Source organism: Streptomyces sp. NPDC001156 (assembly GCF_053598275.1).
Window position 1 is genome coordinate 1 of record NZ_JBSFJX010000137.1, and the last position, 20454, is coordinate 20454.

Below are 20454 nucleotides of genomic sequence, written 5' to 3' on the forward strand. Positions count from 1 at the left end.
AACGCGGGAGACCAGTGCATCCACCACCGTTCGGGATGCGCCAGTTGACCAGGATTGGGTACAAGACTCACTCCTGCTCACTGACTAGGAACGGTTTGCCACGGGGCGGGTCCTGCTCGCGCCGCGGGCTCTCGTCGAAGGGTCAACGCCATCTGTCGTACGGGGCGCACGGTGCTCGCCGCAGGTCCTCCCCCCCGTGAACGGCACCCGATCTGTGATGATGATCCGGAAAAACGGGGCCCAGAGCGGCGGGTGGGGCAAGGTGCGGCGCAGTTCTCTCGTACAGTTTGCGCCGTGGGATCTCTGCGCAATCCGGTCGGGCCGCTTCCCTCCTCCATCTACTGGCGACGGAGGGCCGTACTGCTGTCCATGGTCGCCCTGTTGGCGCTGCTGATCGCGTGGGTGGTGACCGCCACCGGCGGCGGTGGCGGGAAGAACGGCGCCGACGGCTCGAACGGCAAGCACCCCACCTCCTCGATCACTCCGGGCCCGTCGGGCACCGGGCCTGCGATCAGCCAACACCCGGGCGGGCGCGACGGGTCGAGCGGCGGCGGTTCGGGCTCTTCGCCCGGATCGTCGGGGTCCGGCGGGTCCGGTGACACGGGCAGCGGCTCAGGTGGCGCGGACGGCGGGGCCTCCGGCGGTGGCGACGGCGGGTCCTCCGGCGGTCAGTTGCCAGCCGGTGCCGGGTCCTCGCTGCCCAACTGCACTTCAGGTGCGGTGACGTTGACGCTGAAGTCCGTGCACAACTCGTACGCCCCCGGAGACACGCCTACATTCGAGCTGACCGCCAAGAATTCGTCCGGCGGCGACTGCAAGGTCGATCTCGGGCCCAGGACCGCGGTGTTGACGATCACGCAGACGGGCAGCGACGACGACATCTGGTCCTCGTCCGACTGCCCGAGCGGCTCCGGAAGCCTGCTGTTCCGCGTGCCGGCCAACAGCCAGACCACTTACACGGTGAAGTGGGACCGCAAGCAGAGCGTGCCCAACTGCGCGACTCCTCCGGCCGGTTCGGCGTCGGCGGGAACCTACCTGGTTGAGGCGCAGGCCCCCGGCTTCCCGAAGGTCCAGACGTCGTTCGTGCTGTCGCAGGACTGAGCCGGTCAGGAGGACGACTCCGCGATCGCCCGGCGCCGGCGCTTGCCGAGCGGCGCCTGGGAGAGGTCCTCGGCCTTGGAGCGGAGGTTCTTGTAGCCGTAGCCGTGGTCGTCGAGCCAGGCCTTCGCGGCCTCCTCGGCGCGTTCGGTGGCCTCCAGGATGTCCTCCTCGGCCTCACCGGAGTCCAGGAAGCGGAAGGTGAACGCGGTGCGGGCGGCGAGGTCGTAGCTGAGATGGCCCTCCGGGGTGAAGGCCGCGCGCAGCACGTCGTGCTCCGCGGCCCGGGCCAATAGTTCGGCGCGCTGTCCGTCGTCGAGGCCGTCGAAGACGCCACGGACGGTGATGCGGAAGGTGCGGATGCTCATTCCTCGAACGTAGACGCGAGGAGAGGCATCCCTCTACGGGATTTTCCGCGCTCGGTACGGCCGACGGCTAGACGTAGCGCTCGAGGATGGAGGACTCCGCGAGGCGCGACAGCCCTTCCCGCACACTGCGGGCCCGGGCCTCGCCGACGCCGTCCACCGTCTGGAGGTCGTCCACGCTGGCCGCGAGCAGCTTCTGCAGACCGCCGAAGTGGTCGACCAGGCGGTCGATGATGGCGCCGGGCAGCCGGGGAACCTTCGCCAGCAGCCGGAAGCCGCGCGGGGACACCGCCGAGTCGAGGTTCTCAGGGGAGCCGGTGTAGCCCAAGGCGCGGGCCACCGTGGGAAGTTCGAGGAGCTCGAGGTGGCTCAGCGCATCCAGTTCGGACAGGGCCTCGTCGACCGTGCGGGAGCGCTTCGCGGTCGGCTCGGGCACGTAGTCGCGTACCACCAGTTCCCGCTCGGGCTCCACGCCCGCGATCAACTCGTCCAGCTGCAGGGCGAGCAGACGACCGTCCGTGCCCAGTTCGACCACGTATTCCGCGATTTCGGTGGCAATGCGGCGGACCATCTCGAGTCGCTGGGACACCGCCGAGACGTCCCGGACCGTCACCAGGTCCTCGATCTCCAGCGCGGAGAGCGTGCCCGCCACCTCGTCCAGGCGGAGCTTGTACCGCTCCAGGGTGGCCAGGGCCTGGTTGGCGCGGGACAGGATCGCCGCGGAGTCCTCCAGCACCCGGCGCTGTCCGTCGACGTACAGCGCGATCAGGCGCATCGACTGCGAGACGGAGACCACCGGGAAACCGACCTGCTTGCTCACCCGGTCCGCCGTCCGGTGGCGTGTGCCCGTCTCCTCCGTCGGGATCGTGGGGTCCGGGACCAGTTGCACGCCGGCCCGCAGGATCTTCGACAGGTCCGAGGAGAGAACGAGGGCGCCGTCCAGCTTGCAGAGCTCACGCAGCCGCGTTGCCGTGAACTCGACATCCAGGACGAAACCACCCGTGCACATCGTCTCGACGGTCTTGTCGGAGCCGAGGACGATGAGACCGCCGGTGTTGCCGCGCAGGACGCGCTCGAGGCCGTCGCGCAGGGGCGTGCCGGGTGCCACGGCGCTCAATGAGGCGCGCATCAGGCCATCGGCGCCGGAACTCCCACCGTACTTTCCGGGAGCTGCTGCCCGGTCGTTGGCTGCCACTGCACTCCTCCGGTCGCAGGTTCTTAGGCGCTCCCGTGTCGCACAGTCGGTTCGTACGGACGGGCAAGACCAGGGCAAAGTCTACCGGCGGTCCTCGTCGTCCCGTGGGGCCTCTCGGCGACGGGAGCGTGGGAGGACCCGCAGGGCGTCCCCTATGTCCGCCACTTCCAGCACCTTCATCCCGGACGGGACCTTGCCCGGGTCGGTCGGTACGAGCGCGTGCGTGAAGCCCAGACGGTGCGCCTCGGCCAGCCGGCGCTGAACGCCCGTGACCCTTCTGACCTCGCCCGCGAGCCCCACTTCGCCGATCGCCACCAGGTTCTTCGGGAGCGGGGTGTCGCTCGCGGCGCTCGCCAGCGCCAGCGCGACCGCCAGGTCGGCAGCGGGCTCCGAAAGCTTCACTCCGCCGACGGTCGCGGAGTAGATGTCCCGTTTGCCCAGGGCGCTGATCCGGCCGCGCTGCTCCAGGACGGCGAGCATCATCGAGACCCGGGAGGTCTCGAGCCCCGAGGTGGTGCGGCGAGGGGAGGGGATCTGCGAGTCCACGGTGAGCGCCTGGACCTCGGCCACCAGGGGACGGCGGCCCTCCAGGGTCACGGTCAGGCAGGTGCCGGGCACCGGCTCGGCGCGGCGGGTCAGGAACAGGCCGCTCGGATCGGCGAGACCCGTGATGCCCTCGTCGTGCAGCTCGAAGCAGCCGACCTCGTCCGTCGCGCCGTAGCGGTTCTTGACCCCGCGTACGAGACGCAGGCGCGCGTGCCGGTCGCCCTCGAAGTGCAGAACGACGTCCACGAGGTGCTCGAGCAGGCGCGGGCCCGCGATCGCGCCGTCCTTGGTGACGTGGCCCACAAGGAGGGTGGACATGCCGCGCTCCTTGGAGGCGCGGATGAGTGCCCCGGCGACCTCCCGCACCTGGGCCATGCCGCCGGGCGCACCGTCGATCTCGGGGGAGGCGACGGTCTGCACGGAGTCCAGGATGAGGAGTGAGGGCTTGACCGCGTCCAAGTGGCCCAGGACGGCCGCGAGATCGGTCTCCGCGGCGAGGTAGAGATGATCGTCGATGGCCCCGATGCGGTCGGCGCGCAGCCGCACCTGGCTCGCCGACTCCTCGCCCGTCACATACAGCGTGCGGTGCTCGTCACTCGCCGCCTTGGCCGCGACGTCCAGCAGGAGCGTCGACTTGCCGACGCCGGGTTCGCCGGCGAGCAGCACCACGGCGCCGGGGACCAGCCCGCCGCCGAGGACGCGGTCCAGCTCGGCGACGCCGGTGGAGCGGGCGGTGGCCTGGCGTCCGTCGACCTGCCCGATGGGCAGGGCGGAGCTCGTCACCCGGCCCGGCGTCGTGGTCCGCACCGCGGGCGCGCCGTACTCCTCGATGGTCCCCCAGGCCTGGCACTCGGGGCAGCGGCCGAGCCACTTGGCCGTCTGCCAGCCGCACTCGGTGCAGCGGTAGGACGGCCGGTCCTTGGTGGTCTTCGTACGGGCAGCCATGGACGAAACCGTAGCGGGGCCCACTGACACGGGGGCACACGCCCAGGGCAGGAGGAGTGCCCCAGAGGGCGCGCGGGCCGCGCGCGTCACGTCCGTCCCTGCGCCGCCACGGCCGACGGCGCAGTCGGGTCGGCCAGGGAGTGCGCCGTTCCCGCCCCCCTTATGAGGGATCGTTTCACCCGTACGGAGTAAAAGTCCGCAAGGGGGCAGAAGGCGCCATGGATGGGCGCCTACGGTCGCACAGGTGATGAGCAGCAGGCCGGAGACGTCCCCACACGCCAGCGGCGCACACCCGGCGCGAAGGAACGCGCGCAATCGGGGCAGGGTGCCTCGTGGCGCGCACCTCAGCACCACGGCGCAGCAGCCGCCCGCGAGGTACGACCCCTACCTGGACGGTCTGTTCACCTACTGCCTGTCCGTGCTGTGCGACCACGACGAGGCGACCGCGGCCCTGGCGGACGCCCTGGTGCTCGCCGAGCGCCGTGGCTCGCGCGGCTCGCAGGCCCCCGGCGGCCGCCGCGCCTGGCTGTACGCCCTCGCCCGCTGGTCCTGTCTGCGCCGGCTCGCCGAGGCCAGGCGCCGCCGTCAACCCGGCGGCCATGCCGCCGGGCGGGACCGGGGCCCCCGCGCGCACAAGGAAGCCGCCGACCGGCGCGCCGCCGAAGCGGCCGCCGCCCTATCCCTCTCCGAGGAGACCCAGGAGGAGCGCCGCCGGGAGCTCGCCCGGCTCGCCTGGCCGGAGGCCGCCGGCACCACCCCCGAGCAGCGCGAGGCGCTCGAGCTCGCGGTGCGCCACCAGCTCTCCGCCTCCGAGGTCGCCGCGGTGCTGGGCATGGAGCCCGCCGCCGCCCGTGAGCTCCTCGCCTCCGCCGCCTGTGAGGTCGAGCGCACCCGCGCCGCCCTCGCCGTCGTGGAGACCGGCGTGTGCCCGAGCATCGCCCGTCTCACCGGCGACCATCAGCTGGTCCTGAGCGCCACGCTGCGCCGCGAGCTCGTCCGGCACGTCGACGACTGCCCCCGGTGCCGCCGTACCGCGGAGCGCGCGGTTCCCGGCAGCTGGCCCGGCACCAGCGTCACTCCCGCCGAACTCCCCGTTCTCGAGGTGCCCCGCAAGGCCCTGCAGAGCGCGATGGCGCACGCCGCACCCACCCGCGGCGGCGTCCCCCGCTTCGACCGCCGGGGTTTCCCGGTGGACCCGAAGGACCACGCAGCCCGCAGGGACCGTCTGCGCGCGCGTGCCGTCACCACGACGGTGGTCGCCGCCGTGATCGCGGCCCCGGTCCTCGCCCTGTGGGCCGCCTACCGAGGCCCCCTGGCCGGCGACAGCGCCGAGGGACCCAGCGCCACCGCACGCGAGGCGCACGGCTCCGAGGCGCTCGGCGACGGCGCCGGCGGCTACGAGAACGCGGGCAACGCCAGTGCGAAGCCCGGCGGGCACTTCGGCAAGGACGGCCGCTCGCCGGACGTCTCCGTCGAGGTCATCGGTGTGAAGACAGGGAACCCGGGGTCGGGACACCTGGGGGTGGTGGCCCGCAACGACGGCACCACGACTCTCATCACGCTCACCGCGTCGGGAGACGGACCGGTCCCCTGGTCGGTGTCCACCCGAGCCTCCTGGCTCTACATGAACCAGTCCTCGGGGACGCTCGCACCCGGAGAATCGTTCACGGTGCGGGTGTACGTCGACCACCTCCGCGAACCGTCGGGCTCCTGGCACGCGAGCGTGGCGGTGGCTCCCGCGGGCGCGGTCGTCACCATCGACGGGCACGGGGCGGTGCGCCCGACCGAACCGCACCCCACCCCTGACCAGTCCAGCCCGTCCGACCCCGCGCCGAGCGGTTCGCCCTCGGCCGACCCGGACCCCACACCCAGCGATCCGACCCCGACCGACCCGCCGTCCACGAGCGGGCCTCCCTCCGCCTCGCCGTCGCCGACCCCGACGCTCACCGACAGCTCCACCGCGAGCCCGTCCCTGTAGGCACCCGTCGATCCGGGCCGGCACGGGTCCACGGTCGGCGCCGAACGGGACGCGAAGGGGCGGGACGAGCCGCAGCTCGGCCCGCCGGATCAGCGGGGTCCGATGCCCACAGTGCGCCGGATGCGCGGGGGCCGGGCTAGGGGAGCGCCGGATCAGCGGGGTGCGGTGCCACCAGCGGGAGCTGCGAGGCCAGGCGCTGCTCGCACAGCTCCGCCAGGCGGTCGTACCCCGCCTTGCCCATCAGCTCGGTCAGCTCGGCCCGGTACGAGACGTACACCGGCTCGCCCGCGCCGTGCGCCGACGTGGCCGACGTGCACCACCAGTGCAAGTCGTGGCCGCCCGGCCCCCAGCCACGGCGGTCGTACTCACCGATGGACACCTGCAGCACCCGGGTGTCGTCGGGCCGGTCGATCCAGTCGAAGGTCCGCCGGATCGGCAGCTGCCAGCAGACGTCGGGTTTGGTCTCCAGCGGCTCGCGGCCCTCCCGCAGCGCCAGGATGTGCAGCGAGCAGCCGGCGCCGCCCGGGAATCCGGGCCGGTTCTGGAAGATGCAGGAGCCCTGGTAGGGGCGGGTCTGCCGGGAGCCCTCGTCGTCCTCCGCGACCCAGCCGGTCTCCATGCCCACGTCATGGTTCTGCCAGATCTCCGGCGTGAGTCGTGCCACATGCCCGGCCACCCGCTTCTCGTCGTCCTCGTCCGAGAAGTGCGCTCCCAGCGTGCAGCACCCGTCGTCCGCGCGGCCCGCCTGGATGCCCTGACAGCCGCTTCCGAAGATGCAGCTCCAGCGCGAGGTCAGCCAGGTCAGATCGCACCGGAAGACCTGCTCGTCGTCGGCCGGATCCGGGAACTCCACCCACGCGCGCGCGAAATCGAGCCCCTTCTCGTCGCTCGTCTTCGGGGCCTTCCTGGGCGCGGGCGCCTTCACCTGCGAGGAGCCTTTCGACCCCTTGGAGGATTTGTCGGACTTCGCCTTTTTCGTCTTTGGCACGCATCCAGGGTAAGTGGCCCCGGACCTCATCCGGGACTGAGCACCGTCGTCCTGGCAGTAGCGTTCCGTACATGAGACTCGGTGTCCTCGATGTGGGTTCGAACACGGTGCATCTGCTGGTGGTGGATGCGCACCCCGGCGCGCGTCCGCTTCCCGCGCATTCGCACAAGGCGGAGCTGCGGCTCGCCGAACTCCTCGACGGCAGCGGCGCCATCGGCGCCCACGGGGTCGACAAGCTGATCGCCGTCGTACGGGACGCCCTCGAGGCGGCCGAGGACAAGGGAGTCGAGGACCTGCTGCCGTTCGCCACCTCCGCGGTGCGCGAGGCGACCAACGCGGACGACGTCCTGGCCCGGGTGAAGGAGGCCACCGGCGTCGAGCTCCAGGTGCTGACCGGCGCGGAGGAGGCACGGCTGACCTTCCTCGCGGCCCGCCGCTGGTTCGGCTGGTCGGCGGGCAAGCTGCTCGTCCTGGACATCGGCGGCGGCTCGCTGGAGATCGCCTACGGCATCGACGAGGAACCCGACGCCGCGGTGTCGCTGCCGCTCGGCGCCGGCCGGCTCACCGCGGGCTGGCTGCCGGGCGATCCGCCGGACCCGGCCGACGTGAAGGCGCTGCGCCGCCATGTGCGCGCGCAGATCGCCCGCACCGTCGGCGAGTTCAGCCGTTTCGGGGCGCCCGACCACGTGGTCGCCACGTCCAAGACCTTCAGGCAGCTCGCCCGCATCGCCGGGGCGGCGCGGTCCGCGGAGGGGCTGTATGTGCAGCGCGATCTGAAGCGGCAGTCCCTGGAGGCGTGGGTGCCGCGGCTCTCCGGGATGACGGCCGTGGAGCGCTCGACTCTGCCGGGCGTCTCCGACGGCCGTGCGGGCCAGCTCCTCGCCGGGGCGCTGGTCGCGGAGGGCGCGATGGACCTGTTCAGGGTGGAGACCCTGGAGATCTGCCCGTGGGCGCTGCGCGAGGGCGTCATCCTGCGGCGCCTCGACCACATGCCCTAGGTGCGCGCAGGCGAGTGGTGACGGCGGAAGAGATCCCGCCATCCCCCTCGCCCGCGCCGTGCGGCAGCCCGGTCCACGGGTGCCGCGAGGGCCCGGGCGGAGCGGGCACCGGCCCGGCTGCGCGGCGGCGACTTCCGGCCGCTGTGCCACTTCCCACACCCCGCGCCCCGCTTCCCGCCCTCCATGTCAATGCGGCGCCCCGTACCCTGTCCTTCGTGGCAGAACCAGCGGTGCGCATCCCGGATGCGAAGGTCGCCCTGTCGACGGCCTCCGTCTATCCGGAGTCGACGGCAACGGCCTTCGAGATCGCAGCGCGCCTCGGTTACGACGGGGTCGAGGTCATGGTGTGGACCGATCCGGTCAGCCAGGACATCGAGGCGCTGCGCCGGCTCAGCGACTACCACCGGGTCCCCGTTCTCGCCATCCACGCCCCCTGTCTGCTCATCACCCAGCGCGTCTGGTCCACCGATCCCTGGGTCAAGCTGCAGCGGGCCCGCGCGGCCGCCGAGAAGCTCGGCGCCGGCACCGTCGTGGTCCACCCGCCCTTCCGGTGGCAGCGTCAGTACGCCCGCGACTTCGTCGACGGCGTATGGCGCATGGCGGACGAGACGGATGTGCGGTTCGCCGTCGAGAACATGTACCCGTGGCGCTACCGGGACCGCGAGATGCTCGCGTACGCACCCGACTGGGACGTCACGCGGCATGACTACCGTCATTTCACGATAGATCTCAGCCACACCGCGACGGCCCGTACGGACGCCCTGCAGATGCTCGACCGCATGGGCGACCGCCTCGGCCACGTCCATCTAGCCGACGGCAACGGCTCCAACAAGGACGAGCACCTCGTCCCCGGCCGTGGCGTCCAGCCCTGCGCCGAGGTGCTCGAGCGGCTCGCGCTCACCGGCTTCGACGGGTACGTCGTCATCGAGGTCAACACCCGCCGCGCCATGTCGGGTGCCGAGCGCGAGGCCGACCTCGCGGAGGCCCTCGCCTTCACCCGGCTGCACCTCGCGTCGGCCGTGAAGGTGTCCCGCCGGTGAGTGAGATGCTGTGCCCATGACCAGGGCGACCGGAATGGGTCCCGTCCGTCGCGGCCGGGGACGGCCCAGCCGCACGGAGACGGCGGCGGCCCCCGCCACCCGCGACAGCATCCTGGAGGCGGCCCGCGAGGAGTTCTCCGAGCGTGGCTACGAGAAGACGTCGGTGCGCGGCATCGCCAAGGCCGCCGGTGTGGACTCCGCGCTCGTGCACCACTACTTCGGCACCAAGGAACAGGTCTTCGAGGCCGCCATCGAGGTGGCCTTCGCCCCCGCGATGAGCGCGCCGGATGCGATCGCCCAGGGGCCCGAGGAGGGCGTCGGCGAGCGCCTGACCCGGTTCGTCCTCGGCATCTGGGAGAACCCCACGACCCGTACGCCGCTGCTGGCGATCCTCCGGTCCGCCGTGAACAACGAGTCCGCGGCCGCCGTCTTCCGCCGCCTGGTGGCCACGCAGCTGCTGCGCCGCGTCGCCGGCCAGCTGGACATGCCGGAGCCCGAGCTGCGCGCCGAGCTGGCAGCCGCCCAGCTGGTCGGGGTGGCGATGCTGCGCTACGTGGTCAAGGTGGAGCCGCTGGCCTCGGCGGACCTGGAACAGCTCGTGGCGCGGCTGGCCCCCGTGGTGCAGGGGCACCTGACGAACCCCTGAAGGGGGCCTGGTGCGCCGCGGGCGAAGGGCCGGGCGGGCCGGTTCGACCGAGACGCGCGTCCCGGGATCCGGACAGTTGTGTCCGGTCCTTGGAGCACCGGCGTAGGCTCGAGGGAAGTCATGACTCTCCGAAGGAGCGAGCGACGATGCCCGAGCTGAGGTCCCGCACAGTCACCCACGGCCGCAACATGGCGGGCGCCCGCGCCCTCATGCGTGCCTCAGGTGTACCCGGTGCGGACATCGGACGGAAGCCGATCATCGCCGTCGCCAACTCCTTCACGGAGTTCGTGCCGGGACACACCCACCTCCAGCCGGTCGGCCGGATCGTCAGCGAGGCGATCACGGAGGCGGGCGGCATCCCCCGCGAGTTCAACACGATCGCCGTCGACGACGGCATCGCGATGGGGCACGGCGGCATGCTCTACAGCCTGCCCTCCCGCGACCTGATCGCGGACAGCGTGGAGTACATGGTCGAGGCGCACTGCGCCGACGCCCTGGTCTGCATCTCCAACTGCGACAAGATCACCCCGGGCATGCTGATGGCCGCCCTGCGCCTGAACATCCCGACGGTCTTCGTCTCCGGCGGCCCGATGGAGTCCGGCCGCGCCACCCTGGTCGACGGCACGGTCCGCACGCTCGACCTGGTCGACGCGATCTCCGACGCCGTGAACGACAAGATCTCGGACGAGGACATCCTCCGCATCGAGGAGAACGCCTGCCCGACCTGCGGCTCCTGTTCCGGCATGTTCACGGCCAACTCGATGAACTGCCTGACCGAGGCGATCGGCCTCTCCCTCCCCGGCAACGGCTCGGTGCTGGCCACCCACACGGCCCGCCGTGCGCTGTACGAGGACGCGGCCCGCACGGTCATGGATCTCACCCGCCGTTACTACGAGCAGGACGACGAGACGGTCCTGCCCCGCTCCATCGCCACCTTCCCGGCCTTCGAGAACGCGATGGCACTCGACATCGCGATGGGCGGCTCCACCAACACGATCCTGCACCTGCTGGCGGCAGCCCAGGAGGCGGGCGTCCCCTTCGGGCTGACGGAGATCGACCAGGTGTCGCGCCGCGTCCCGTGCCTGGCGAAGGTCGCCCCGAACGTCGCCAAGGACCGCACGTACTACATGGAGGACGTGCACCGCGCCGGCGGCATCCCGGCCCTCCTCGGCGAACTGCACCGCGCGGGCTTGCTGAACGAGGACGTCCACGCCGTCCACAGCCCGTCCCTGGCCGACTGGCTCAAGACCTGGGACGTGCGCGGCGGCTCGCCCTCGCAGGAGGCCGTGGAGCTGTGGCACGCGGCCCCGGGCTGTGTGCGCTCGGCCGAGGCCTTCTCCCAGTCCGAGCGCTGGGCGTCGCTGGACGAGGACGCGGAGAGCGGGTGCATCCGCTCCGCCGAGCACGCGTACTCCAAGGACGGCGGTCTGGCCGTCCTCAAGGGCAACCTGGCCGTGGACGGCTGCGTGGTGAAGACGGCGGGTGTCGACGCGTCCATCTGGACGTTCGAGGGGCCCGCGGTCGTCTGCGAGTCGCAGGAGGAGGCCGTCCAGAAGATCCTGACCCAGGAGATCAAGGAGGGCGACGTCGTCGTCATCCGGTACGAGGGTCCCAAGGGCGGCCCCGGCATGCAGGAGATGCTCTACCCGACCTCGTACCTCAAGGGCCGGGGACTCGGGAAGAGCTGCGCCCTGGTCACGGACGGCCGCTTCTCCGGCGGCACGTCGGGCCTGTCCATCGGCCACGCGTCCCCGGAGGCGGCCTCGGGCGGCACCATCGCGCTGGTCAAGGACGGCGACCGGATCCGGATCGACATCCCGGACCGCACGATCGAGCTCCTGGTCTCCGACGAGGAACTGGCCGCCCGCCGCGAGGCACTGAACGGCGTGTACGCCCCGGCCAACCGTGACCGCAAGGTCTCGGCGGCCCTGCGCGCCTACGCCGCGATGGCGACGAGCGCGGACAAGGGCGCGGTGCGCGACGTCAGCAAGCTGGGCTGAGGCTCCGCCGACAGCACTGGGCCGTCCCTGCGGGGGCGGCCCTTTCGCCTGTCACCAACTCGACGGGTGGCGCCCGTCCACGGCGAAGACGGTGCCGTCGGGGGCGGAGGCGTAGACGTGGCCGTTGAGGAGGAGGGGCTGGGTGAGGGCGCCCGCGACCTTTCCCGAGTTCGCGCCGAGCCGCGGAGGGGTCTGCCCGAGGAGCCTTCCGTCGTGAACGCCAACGGCGAGCAGCCGCCCGTCGGCCGAGCTCAGGTACACATGGTCGCTGTCCGCGACCGGAGCCGATCCCCGGTTCACGTTCGTCTCCAGATTCCACAGCTCCTTGCGGGTGCCCATGTCGACGGCCGACAGCGACCCGCCGGAGGCCAGGAGGTACACGACGTTTCCGTGCATCGTGGCCTGGACGTCCATACGGCGGACGGACAGAGCCAGCCGGCGTGACACCTTCGAGTCCGGGGTGTAGCGGACGACAGCCTCCGTGTCGCCGTAGACCGTGCCAATGGACAGGAAGAAGACCGATCCGTCGCGGGACCCGACCGGCTGCAGGATTCCGTCCAGCCGTGCCTGCCAGCGCACGGCTCCCGACTGGGGGTCCAGCGCGGTGACCTGTGTGCGCGAGCCGTCGTCGGAGGTGCTGGTGGCGTAGGCCAACGGGTCCCCGGCGACCGAGGTGAGAGAGGGCATGGTGTAGCCCTGGATCCGCTGGGTCCACTTGGTGTTGCCGGACGCGCTGTCCACGCCGGTGATCGTTCCGTCGGCCCGGCTGAGCAGAAGCCTGCCGCCGACGTACAGCACTCCGCTCTGCGTAGGCATGTCCCGCTTCCAGCGGGTCCGTCCCGAGTCGGGGTCCAGTGCCTCCGTGTGCCGGTCGCCTCCCGTCGACAGGTGTACGAGTCCACCCGAAAGGACTGGAGGTCCGCTTCTGCCCGCCTTGCTGACGGAGCGCCGCCACAGCAGGGCGCCGTCGGAGGGGGAGAGGGCGAAGACCACACCGCCCTGCACGCAGAGCAGTTTCCTTTCTCCATAGGAACACTCGGGTGCCGCCGCTTTGCCGGAGACGGGCTTCGCCTCCCAGGACGTGAACTCGTCCACAGTCGTCTGAGGACCCGTGCGGGCCGCCGAGGGACTGCCGTCATCGAACATGTGAGCTGCGGCGAATGTGCTGGCTGCCAGCAGGCCGAGCGCGCCGACCGCTGCTGCCACTCGATTGCGGAGCAGCAGAGGCCGTCGTTCCGGCTTCTCGACGCCGGGTTGCGGCTTCGGAAGATCGACGGTCCGCTGTCCCGGTATGAACGCCTGGGTGTCGTACGACGCCGCCACCGACCGCAGCTCGCGCATCAGTTCGTCAGGCGTGGGCCGGTCGTCGGGCTCCTTGGCGAGGCAGCGCAGCACCAGCGGCACGAGATCCTCCGGCACCCCGGCCAGGTCGGGCTCGTCGTGCACCACCTGGTAGGCGACGACGTACGGGCTGTCCGAGTCGAACGGTCCGCGCCCGGTCGCCGCGTGCACCATCACGGACCCGAGGGCGAAGATGTCGGCGGCCGGCCCGACCTCTCTCGGACGCCGGAACTGCTCGGGCGCCATGAAGGGCGGTGTTCCGATCAACTTCCCGGTCTCAGTCCGCAGTTCGCTGTCCTTCGGCCGGGAGATACCGAAGTCGATGACCTTCGGCCCGTCCTCGGCGAGCAGGACGTTGCTCGGCTTCAGGTCCCGGTGCACGACCCCGACGCGGTGGATGTCGCGCAGCGCCTCCGCCAGACCGGCCATCATCCGGCGCAACTGGGACGGTGTCATGGGCCCGTTCTGCTTCACCTGGTCGGACAGGGTCGGACCGGGAATGAACAGAGTGGCCATCCAGGGCCGTTCGGCCTCCGGGTCGGCGTCGACCACGGGCGCGGTGAAGGCACCGCTCACCCTCCGGGCGGCGGCCACCTCCTGCCGGAAACGGCCCCTGAACTCGGGATCCTTGGCGAACTCGGCGTGCACGACCTTTACCGCGAGCTTCAGCCCCGAGGCGCTCCTGGCCAGATGTACGACACCCATGCCGCCCGAGCCCAGGCATGACTCCAGCCGGTACTGGCCGGCGTACTCGGGACGTTCCGCTTCCGCGCCCCCTCCGGTGTTCTGCTGTGGCGCCATGGACCACCCCCGTGCTGTTCGTCCGCGCGCGATTTGGGAGCCTAGTCGATGAAACTTACGAGACCGAGGCGGCTTGCCAGCCTCCTCGTGCCAGTCGCCGAAGTGCGTTTCAGTACGTGACTGGAGGGAATCAACGGGTCCCCATGACACTCATGGGGCCAACGGGGGAGGTTTTCCATGTCTGTTGACCGCGTCGAAGAAGTAGAGGGCGAAGACCGGGCAGAAGCCGTCGCGACGGCCGCGGCGCTGCGCTCCTACTCCGTGGCGCCGGGCGTTCGGCTGAATGTCCGCAGCGGGCCCGGCACCGGCTACAGCATCGTCCGGGTCCTGCCCGAGGGTGCCAAGGTCGCGATCTTCTGTCAGACACCGGGTACGACGGTCACGGGTCCCTACGGCACGAGCAACATCTGGGACAACGTCGGCAACGGCGAGTACGTCTCGGACGCATACGTGAACACGGGCAGCGACGGCTATGTCGCCGCTCGATGTGCCTGATCTTCTACGAGAGGACGTCATGACATCCCGGATACGCAGATCCGTTCTCGTGGCCGGTTCCGCCGCAGGAGCCCTGCTCATGATGCTGGGCTCGTCCACGAGTGCCTCCGCCTCGGCGGCCCTGCGCTACTACTCGGTGGCGCCCGGAGTTCAGCTGAACATCCGCAGCGGGCCCGGCACCGGCTACAGCGTCGTCGGGGTCCTGCCCGCGGGCGCCAAGGTCGCGATCTTCTGCCAGACACCGGGTACGACGGTCACAGGCCCCTACGGCACGTCGAACATCTGGGACAACATCGATGACGGCGAGTTCGTCTCTGACGCTTATGTGAACACAGGCAGTGACGGTTACGTCACGTCACGCTGCGCATGACGGCGGCGGCGGGGACCCCCGGCCCTCCGGAGTGATAATCGACCCGTGAGCGACGCGAACGGCACTCCGGACACCCCCACGGGTCCCCGCCCCGAACCCCTCCGCTTCTTCGGCACGACGTGGGTGGACCACGACGGCGGATACGCGGGACGCCGCGTCGGCGTGGCCGTCGGTTCGCTCGCGGCCGCCGCCGTCTCCTGCCTGGTGCTGCGCTTCGCCTACCAGGGCCTGGAGGTCGCCAACGTCGGCAAGGGGGTGACCCTGCTGGTCGTGGTGATGTTCGCGGTGTGCAGCGCGATGGCCTTCAACCACACCTGGGGGAGCTTCACCAAGCGCCCCGACCCGGAGCGGCAGGCATCGCTCCGCGGCCTTCTGGCGATCGGCTTCGTCGGCTCACTGCTCGCGTACTTCTTCCGCTCGCTGCGCGAGGCCCCCGGTGAGAAGCTCCACCGCGAGGACTACGAAGAGGCCCGCGCCGCCTACGAGAAGCGCACGACCCGGCGTTCGGGCAACCCGGCCCGCAAACGCCGCCCCTGACCGGGCGGCCCCGCGGCACCGCCGGCCGGCCGTAGGCCGGGACCGGCTCCCTTCCCCGGTCTCACCGGCCCCCACCGTCCCTCGGCCCGGCAAACCCGCTGTCCCCCGGCGTCCGGCCCCCGCCACCATGGGCGTATGAACGCGTCGTTCCGCTCCACCCGCGCCCACTCCTTCAACGCCGCCGCGGCCCAGTACGCCGCGAACCGCCCGTCCTACCCGCCCGCCCTCTTCGACGCCCTGGAAGACCTCGCGGCCCGCCCGCTCGCCGGCGCCCGCGTGGCGGACATCGGCGCCGGCACCGGCATCGCCACCGCCCTTCTCAAGTCCCGCGGGGCCCATGTCCTCGCGGTGGAGCCCGGCGAGGGCATGGCGGCCCAGTTCCGCCGCAGCGTCCCCGGCATCCCCGTCCTCCGCGGCGACGGCAACGCCCTGCCTCTCGCCACCGCGTCCACCGACTTCCTCACCTACGCCCAGGCCTGGCACTGGACCGACCCCGCCCGTTCGGTTCCGGAAGCACTGCGGGTGCTGCGCCCCGGCGGCGCCCTCGCGCTGTGGTGGAACATGGACGCGCAGGACGTTCCGTGGATCGCCGCACAGGCCGACCGCATCAAGCGGCACTTCGGCGCCGAGCACGCATCCAAGTCCGGCGCGGGCGGCACCCGTACCGAATTGGCCTTCGCAGGCGCACCCGACGTCCCGGCCCACAGCCACCGAGTCGTCCGCTGGAGCCGCACGGTCTCCGTGGACACCCACCTCGCCAACGTCGGCAGCCACTCGATCTTCCTCGTCCTCGATGAGGAGGATGCGCGCGCCTTCCTCGCCGAGGAGCGACAGCACCTCCTCGAGGCCTTCCCGAACGGCCTGGTCGAGGAGGTCTACGACGTCGAGTTGATCGTGGCGACGCGACCGTAGGCGGCATGGCGGCCTGGCCCCACCGGCTTGACGGCCGGTCCGCCGCGCGCCATATTCATCACATGATGAATATCAGTCGGTCGCATCCGCCCGACCTCCCGGAGCAGGGGCCCGCCGCCCCCGCCATCCGAGCCGCAGACCTCACCGCCGTACGCGGCCCCCGCACGGTCCTGCGGGGCCTCGACTTCACCGTCCCCCGCGGCCGCATCACCGGACTGCTCGGTCCCTCCGGGTGCGGCAAGTCGACCCTCATGCGCGCGATCGTCGGCACCCAGGCCAAGGTGAGCGGCACCCTCGAAGTCCTCGGGCGCCCCGCCGGCGACGCCTCCCTGCGCTCCCGCATCGGCTACGTCACCCAGGCGCCCTCCGTCTACGACGACCTCACGATCCGCCAGAACCTCGAGTACTTCGCCGCGATCCTCGACCCCGGCCGCGCCGCCGCCGACCGCCGCCACGAGGACGTCACCCGGGCCATAGCCGACGTCGACCTCACCACGCACGCCGACGCCCTCGCCGGCAACCTGTCCGGCGGCCAGCGCAGCCGCGTCTCCCTCGCGGTCGCCCTGATCGGCACCCCCGAACTCCTGGTCCTGGACGAACCGACGGTCGGCCTCGACCCCGTTCTGCGCCGCGACCTCTGGGCCCTCTTCCACACCATCGCGGCGGACCGCGGCGCCACGCTCCTCGTCTCGTCCCATGTCATGGACGAGGCCGAGCGCTGCCACCGCCTCCTGCTGATGCGCGAGGGCGAGATCCTCGCCGAGGACACACCCGAGGCCCTGCGCACCCGTACGGGCGCGGAGACGGTCGAGGAGGCCTTCCTGCACCTGGTGGACGAGGCAGCGGCCGGGAACAGGGCCGGAGAATCGAAGAACACCGCTGAGGAGACGGTCCGATGACCACGACGACCCCGCGCGCCACCACGAGCCCTCTGACCCTCTCCCGCACCACGGCGACGGCCGTACGCGTCCTGCGCCAACTCCGCCACGACCCACGCACGATCGCGCTGATGATCGTCATCCCGTGCGTGATGCTGCTCCTGCTGCGCTACGTCTTCGACGGCAGCCCGCGCACGTTCGACTCGATCGGCGCCTCGCTGCTCGGCATCTTCCCGCTGATCACGATGTTCCTGGTGACGTCGATCGCGACCCTGCGCGAACGCACCTCCGGCACCCTGGAGCGCCTCCTCGCGATGCCGCTCGGCAAGGGCGACCTGATCGCCGGCTACGCCCTCGCCTTCGGCATTCTGGCGATCATCCAGTCGGCCCTCGCGACCGGTCTCGCGGTGTGGTTCCTGGGCCTCGACGTCACCGGCTCCCCCTGGCTGCTGCTTCTGGTGGCCCTCCTCGACGCCCTGCTCGGCACGGCGCTCGGTCTGTTCGTCTCGGCCTTCGCGGCCTCGGAGTTCCAGGCGGTCCAGTTCATGCCCGCGGTGATCTTCCCCCAGCTCCTCCTCTGCGGACTGTTCACCCCTCGCTCCGACATGCACCCGGTCCTGGAGGCCATCTCCGACGTCCTTCCCATGTCGTACGCGGTGGACGGCATGAACGAGGTCCTCAAGCACACGGACATGACGGCGACGTTCGTACGGGACGCACTGGTCGTGGCGGGCTGCGCCCTCCTGGTCCTGGGGCTGGGGGCGGCGACGCTACGACGCAGGACGGCCTGACGCGGTCGCGAGCCGCAGCGAAAAGGCCCGTCCCGCCCACCGGACAACGAACCCCCCGCACGCACCCCCGGTGCGAGGATGATTCCGGACGACGCAAACCCTCCGGAGGGCACCCGCACCATGAGCCAGAAAGTCGCAGTCCTCGGCACCGGAAAGATCGGCGAAGCCCTGCTCAGCGGAATGATCCGGGCCGGCTGGGCTCCCGCCGATCTCCTGGTCACCGCCCGCCGCCGGGAACGGGCCGAGGAACTCCGCACCCGTCACGGCGTCACCCCGGTCACCAATGCCGAGGCAGCGAAGACCGCGGACACGCTCATCCTCACGGTCAAGCCTCAGGACATGGGCACGCTGCTCGACGAGCTCGCCTCCCACATCCCGGCCGACCGCCTGGTCATCAGTGGCGCCGCCGGCATTCCCACCTCGTTCTTCGAGGCCCGGCTCGCCGCCGGCACCCCGGTCGTCCGCGTCATGACGAACACCCCCGCCCTGGTCGACGAGGCCATGTCCGTCATCTCCGCCGGCAGCCACGCCACCGAGGCCCACCTCGCCCACACGGAGGAGATCTTCGGCGCCGTCGGCAAGACGCTGCGCGTCCCCGAGTCGCAGCAGGACGCCTGTACCGCCCTCTCCGGCTCCGGCCCGGCGTACTTCTTCTACCTGGTCGAGGCCATGACCGACGCCGGCATCCTGCTCGGACTGCCCCGCGACAAGGCCCATGAACTGATCGTCCAGTCCGCGATCGGCGCTGCGGTGATGCTCCGCGACAGTGGCGAGCACCCGGTGAAGCTCCGCGAGAACGTCACCTCGCCCGCGGGTACGACCATCAACGCGATCCGGGAACTGGAGAACCACGGGGTGCGTGCCGCGCTCATCGCCGCACTGGAAGCCGCCCGTGACCGTAGCCGCGAACTGGCGTCCGGCAACAACTGACCTTCGTGCCCACCGCCGGGCGTCCGGCGGTGGGCACGGGACCTTCAGGCGGGCAGCAGACCGATCGCGCGGTACGCCGCGTCCACCCGAGGAGCGGCCATCCCTCTGGCCCGCTCCGCTCCGGCCCGCAGCACCTCGTCCACCTGACCGGGATCCGCGCACAACGCCCGGTGCCGCTCCTGAACCGGCCGCAGCAGTTCGACGACGGCCTCCGCGGTGTCCTTCTTCAGGGCGCCGTAGGTGTCATAGGCACCGCTCAGTTCCTTGGGGCTCCGCCCCTCGCACGCGGCCAGGATCTCCAGCAGGTTCGACACACCCGGCCGCGCCTCCCGGTCGTAGACGACGCCCGACCCGCTGTCGGTCACGGCCCGCATGACCTTCTTCCGTACCACGTCCGGCTCGTCGAGCAGATAGACGATGCCCGGCCCGGAGTCGTCGGACTTCCCCATCTTCGACGTCGGTTCCTGAAGGTTCATGACCCGGGTCGCGACCTCGGGATGGGTCGCTCGGGGCACCACGAACGTATGCCCGTACCGCTGGTTGAACCGCACCGCCAGATCCCGGCTCAATTCCACGTGCTGCGTCTGGTCGTCCCCCACGGGCACCTCGTCGGTCCCGTACGCCAGGATGTCCGCCGCCATCAGCACCGGATACGTCAGCAGCGACAGCCGCACGCTCCCGCCTCGCTCGTGCTCACGGGCGGCCTTCTCCTTGTACTGGATCATCCGCCGCATCTCGCCGTCCGTGGCGACGCACTCGAGCACATACGAGAGCCGGGTGTGGGCGTCCACATGACTCTGTACGAACACCGTGCACAGCTCCGGATCGAGCCCCGCGGCCAGCAGCAGCGTCGCCGCCTGCCGCGTGAGCCTGCGTACCCGCGCCGGATCGTGGTCCACGGTCAGGGCGTGCAGGTCGACCACGCAGAACAGCGCGTCGGCCTGGTGCTGGTCCACCTCGGCCCACCGCCGCATGGCTCCGAGATAGTTCCCCAGCGTCAGGTGCCCGGTCGGCTTGATCCCGCTGAATACCCGCGTCATCTCTCCACCTCTGGGTCAGGGCCGCCTGTCCGGCCGGCCGCCCCTCCGGAGGGAGATACAAGAACGGCCGCCGGGACGGCGGCCGTTGTACGCATACGTGAGTCGGCCGCCGTCAGGCGGCCCACCACTGCTGGTTGCACGTACGCGAAGTCATGAGAAGAGAGTACGCCTCCTCCGGCCCTGCGGGAGGAAGTTGACACGCCCCTGCCCGATGCGTAGTGTTCTCCGGGTTGTCCGACGTGAGCGCCGACCACGGTCGGTCCCCGGACAGCCATTCCGCAGGTACCCACCGATACTCGGCGCTGCTTTGCCGTGTGTATAGGTGCGCGTATTTTCGGAATGAGGAATCCGCGTTCGAGCTTTTGCGAGGACGCAGCCCCCGATTAGCTCGGACGGCAGGAATCCGCTAAAGTCTCACTCGTCGGAACGGCCCAACGGCCGGGAAGACAACCCGCTCCGGCCGGGAATCGGATCGAGAAAAAGATCTGATAGAGTCGGAAACACCGAAGGGAAGCGCCCGGAGGAAAGCCCGAGAGGGTGAGTACGAAGGAAGCGTCCGT

The 20454-nt window shown here is 71.0% G+C and carries 19 protein-coding genes; 13 read left to right on the forward strand and 6 right to left on the reverse strand.

Features of this window, described 5'->3' with window-relative positions; genetic code table 11:
• Window positions 1–294: 294 nt before the first annotated feature.
• Window positions 295–1101, forward strand: coding sequence for a hypothetical protein (locus ACWDA7_RS37325; RefSeq protein ID WP_450610463.1), 807 nt, complete (start codon window positions 295–297; stop codon window positions 1099–1101).
• A gap of 5 nt (window positions 1102–1106) precedes the next feature.
• On the opposite strand, the gene ACWDA7_RS37330 is transcribed toward ACWDA7_RS37325, so the two are convergent.
• The 3 genes from ACWDA7_RS37330 to radA form a co-directional block, all read right to left on the reverse strand.
• Window positions 1107–1466: a DUF6204 family protein gene (locus ACWDA7_RS37330; RefSeq protein ID WP_450610464.1), complete on the reverse strand. Its 360-nt coding sequence runs from the start codon at window positions 1464–1466 to the stop codon at window positions 1107–1109.
• 67 nt (window positions 1467–1533) lie between these two features.
• On the reverse strand, window positions 1534–2658 hold the full coding sequence (disA, locus tag ACWDA7_RS37335; protein WP_359394842.1) for a DNA integrity scanning diadenylate cyclase DisA: 1125 nt from the start codon (window positions 2656–2658) through the stop codon (window positions 1534–1536).
• Between the two features lie 81 nt (window positions 2659–2739).
• Window positions 2740–4149, reverse strand: coding sequence for a DNA repair protein RadA (gene radA / locus ACWDA7_RS37340; protein ID WP_450610466.1), 1410 nt, complete (start codon window positions 4147–4149; stop codon window positions 2740–2742).
• Window positions 4150–4393: 244 nt separating this feature from the next.
• On the opposite strand from radA, the gene ACWDA7_RS37345 reads away from it, so the two are divergent.
• The gene (locus ACWDA7_RS37345; RefSeq protein ID WP_450610468.1) at window positions 4394–6127 is read left to right on the forward strand and encodes a BACON domain-containing protein; all 1734 of its coding nucleotides are present in this window, start codon (window positions 4394–4396) and stop codon (window positions 6125–6127) included.
• A gap of 136 nt (window positions 6128–6263) precedes the next feature.
• On the opposite strand, the gene ACWDA7_RS37350 is transcribed toward ACWDA7_RS37345, so the two are convergent.
• Window positions 6264–7115 carry a hypothetical protein gene (locus tag ACWDA7_RS37350; RefSeq protein ID WP_450610470.1) on the reverse strand — a complete coding sequence of 284 codons (852 nt, stop codon included), beginning with the start codon at window positions 7113–7115 and terminating at the stop codon, window positions 6264–6266.
• Between the two features lie 71 nt (window positions 7116–7186).
• On the opposite strand from ACWDA7_RS37350, the gene ACWDA7_RS37355 reads away from it, so the two are divergent.
• The 4 genes from ACWDA7_RS37355 (at window position 7187) to ilvD (ending at window position 11799) form a co-directional block, all read left to right on the forward strand.
• A complete protein-coding gene (locus ACWDA7_RS37355; protein ID WP_450610472.1) occupies window positions 7187–8113 on the forward strand; it encodes a Ppx/GppA phosphatase family protein in 927 nt (308 codons plus the stop codon).
• A 215-nt stretch (window positions 8114–8328) separates the two neighbouring features.
• Complete coding sequence (locus ACWDA7_RS37360) at window positions 8329–9153, forward strand: sugar phosphate isomerase/epimerase family protein (RefSeq protein ID WP_450610474.1); 825 nt, start codon at window positions 8329–8331, stop codon at window positions 9151–9153.
• Window positions 9154–9169: 16 nt separating this feature from the next.
• Window positions 9170–9799 (forward strand): TetR/AcrR family transcriptional regulator, encoded by a 630-nt coding sequence (locus ACWDA7_RS37365; RefSeq protein ID WP_450610476.1) that lies wholly within the window; start codon window positions 9170–9172, stop codon window positions 9797–9799.
• 146 nt (window positions 9800–9945) lie between these two features.
• Window positions 9946–11799, forward strand: coding sequence for a dihydroxy-acid dehydratase (gene ilvD, locus ACWDA7_RS37370; protein WP_450610478.1), 1854 nt, complete (start codon window positions 9946–9948; stop codon window positions 11797–11799).
• Between the two features lie 51 nt (window positions 11800–11850).
• On the opposite strand, the gene ACWDA7_RS37375 is transcribed toward ilvD, so the two are convergent.
• Window positions 11851–13941: a serine/threonine-protein kinase gene (locus tag ACWDA7_RS37375; RefSeq protein WP_450610480.1), complete on the reverse strand. Its 2091-nt coding sequence runs from the start codon at window positions 13939–13941 to the stop codon at window positions 11851–11853.
• 177 nt (window positions 13942–14118) lie between these two features.
• On the opposite strand from ACWDA7_RS37375, the gene ACWDA7_RS37380 reads away from it, so the two are divergent.
• The 7 genes from ACWDA7_RS37380 (at window position 14119) to proC (ending at window position 18854) form a co-directional block, all read left to right on the forward strand.
• Window positions 14119–14436 (forward strand): SH3 domain-containing protein, encoded by a 318-nt coding sequence (locus ACWDA7_RS37380; protein WP_450610482.1) that lies wholly within the window; start codon window positions 14119–14121, stop codon window positions 14434–14436.
• A gap of 79 nt (window positions 14437–14515) precedes the next feature.
• On the forward strand, window positions 14516–14806 hold the full coding sequence (locus ACWDA7_RS37385) for an SH3 domain-containing protein (RefSeq protein WP_450610496.1): 291 nt from the start codon (window positions 14516–14518) through the stop codon (window positions 14804–14806).
• Window positions 14807–14851: 45 nt separating this feature from the next.
• Entirely contained in the window at window positions 14852–15343 is a 492-nt protein-coding gene (locus ACWDA7_RS37390) for an EamA/RhaT family transporter (RefSeq protein WP_450610484.1), read from the forward strand.
• A gap of 135 nt (window positions 15344–15478) precedes the next feature.
• On the forward strand, window positions 15479–16255 hold the full coding sequence (locus tag ACWDA7_RS37395) for a class I SAM-dependent methyltransferase (RefSeq protein ID WP_450610486.1): 777 nt from the start codon (window positions 15479–15481) through the stop codon (window positions 16253–16255).
• Window positions 16256–16317: 62 nt separating this feature from the next.
• Window positions 16318–17154: an ABC transporter ATP-binding protein gene (locus ACWDA7_RS37400; protein WP_450610488.1), complete on the forward strand. Its 837-nt coding sequence runs from the start codon at window positions 16318–16320 to the stop codon at window positions 17152–17154.
• Window positions 17151–17924 (forward strand): ABC transporter permease, encoded by a 774-nt coding sequence (locus ACWDA7_RS37405; protein WP_450610490.1) that lies wholly within the window; start codon window positions 17151–17153, stop codon window positions 17922–17924. The genes ACWDA7_RS37400 and ACWDA7_RS37405 overlap by 4 nt, the downstream gene beginning before the upstream one ends.
• 120 nt (window positions 17925–18044) lie before the next feature.
• Window positions 18045–18854: a pyrroline-5-carboxylate reductase gene (gene proC, locus ACWDA7_RS37410; RefSeq protein WP_450610492.1), complete on the forward strand. Its 810-nt coding sequence runs from the start codon at window positions 18045–18047 to the stop codon at window positions 18852–18854.
• Between the two features lie 44 nt (window positions 18855–18898).
• Here proC and trpS read toward each other — a convergent pair whose 3' ends face one another.
• Complete coding sequence (gene trpS, locus ACWDA7_RS37415; RefSeq protein WP_450610494.1) at window positions 18899–19894, reverse strand: tryptophan--tRNA ligase; 996 nt, start codon at window positions 19892–19894, stop codon at window positions 18899–18901.
• Window positions 19895–20454 lie beyond the last annotated feature (560 nt).